The organism is Acinetobacter sp. YH1901141, from assembly GCF_013416935.1.
In the GTDB taxonomy this organism is placed as follows: domain Bacteria; phylum Pseudomonadota; class Gammaproteobacteria; order Pseudomonadales; family Moraxellaceae; genus Acinetobacter; species Acinetobacter towneri.
Map to the genome: position 1 here is coordinate 1 of NZ_VPEY01000081.1, position 1131 is coordinate 1131.

Genomic DNA, 1131 nt, shown 5'->3' on the forward strand with positions numbered 1-1131 from the left:
CGTTGCTTGTCTGATACGTTGACGTTTGTTTTCTTGCTTGAGAAATTGCCAATAGATGGGTTCAAATTTTTTGAAAAAATCATCAACAATACAAAAAATTTCTGTAAAATCGTACATGGTAGTTAGAAAAATCGTACATGGTAGTTAGAGCCTTTGGGTTGTGTCGTAACTTTCTAAATGGCTCTAACTACCTTTTTTTCAAGGGCTTTTCTTATCCGTAATTCGGGTTAATATAGATGCAATGCAAATACAACACAGATGGATTGGTCAGCAAATGTTAAAACAAAGTGTGTTTACCATGGCAGCAATGCTTATCAGCTTCAATACGATGGCAGCCAACACCGTGGTAGAAATGACAACCAGCATGGGCAATATTGAAATCGAACTGTTTAATGACAAAGCCCCAGTTTCTGCAAAGAACTTTGAAAACTATGCCAAGTCAAACTTCTATAACGGTACGATCTTCCATCGTGTTATCCCAGGCTTTATGGTGCAAGGCGGTGGTATGGATGCCAATATGCAAGAAAAGCCAACCAAAGCGACCATTCGTAATGAATCAAGTAATGGATTGAAAAATACCCGTGGTACCTTGGCGATGGCACGTATGAATCATCCTGATTCTGCCAGCAGCCAATTCTTTATTAATGTGGTAGATAACGATTTCTTAAATCGAAGTCCACGTAACGCAGGCTATGCGGTATTTGGTCAAGTCACTAAAGGTATGGATGTTGTCGATAAAATTGTAAAAGTACCAACAGGCAACTATGGCATGCATCAAAATGTACCGAAACAAGCGGTAAAAATACTCAGTGTGAAAGTGAAAGAGGCTGCCCCAACAAAATAAGCGGATTTAGATTGCAAAAATATGAAAAACATATTTTTAATTTAAAATCATAGGGTTAGTGCGAGTTTTGTGTGTTTTTGAACCAAAATAGTGCGTAAAAATCCAACACTCGTGAAAACAAGCAGTTAAAAGCACTTGCACGTGTAGGAAATTGCCCTATAATGCACCCATCCCGACGCGAAACAGCCTACGAACTTAGCTTACAGGGTTGAGTTGTTAGAAGTGTTTTGCGTTAAAATTTCTGCTGACGAGGCAGAAATTAAGATCATTAAGAGATTATGAAGAAC

1 protein-coding gene and 1 pseudogene are annotated in these 1131 nt (G+C 38.5%); one reads left to right on the forward strand and one right to left on the reverse strand.

What is annotated here, in order from left to right; all coding sequences use genetic code 11:
* Positions 1 to 117 (reverse strand): annotated as a pseudogene (locus FTV52_RS14570) (IS982 family transposase); the annotation flags it as partial.
* A gap of 157 nt (positions 118 to 274) precedes the next feature.
* Here FTV52_RS14570 and FTV52_RS14575 point away from each other — a divergent pair.
* Positions 275 to 844, forward strand: coding sequence for a peptidylprolyl isomerase A (locus FTV52_RS14575; protein WP_004969822.1), 570 nt, complete (start codon positions 275 to 277; stop codon positions 842 to 844).
* Positions 845 to 1131 lie beyond the last annotated feature (287 nt).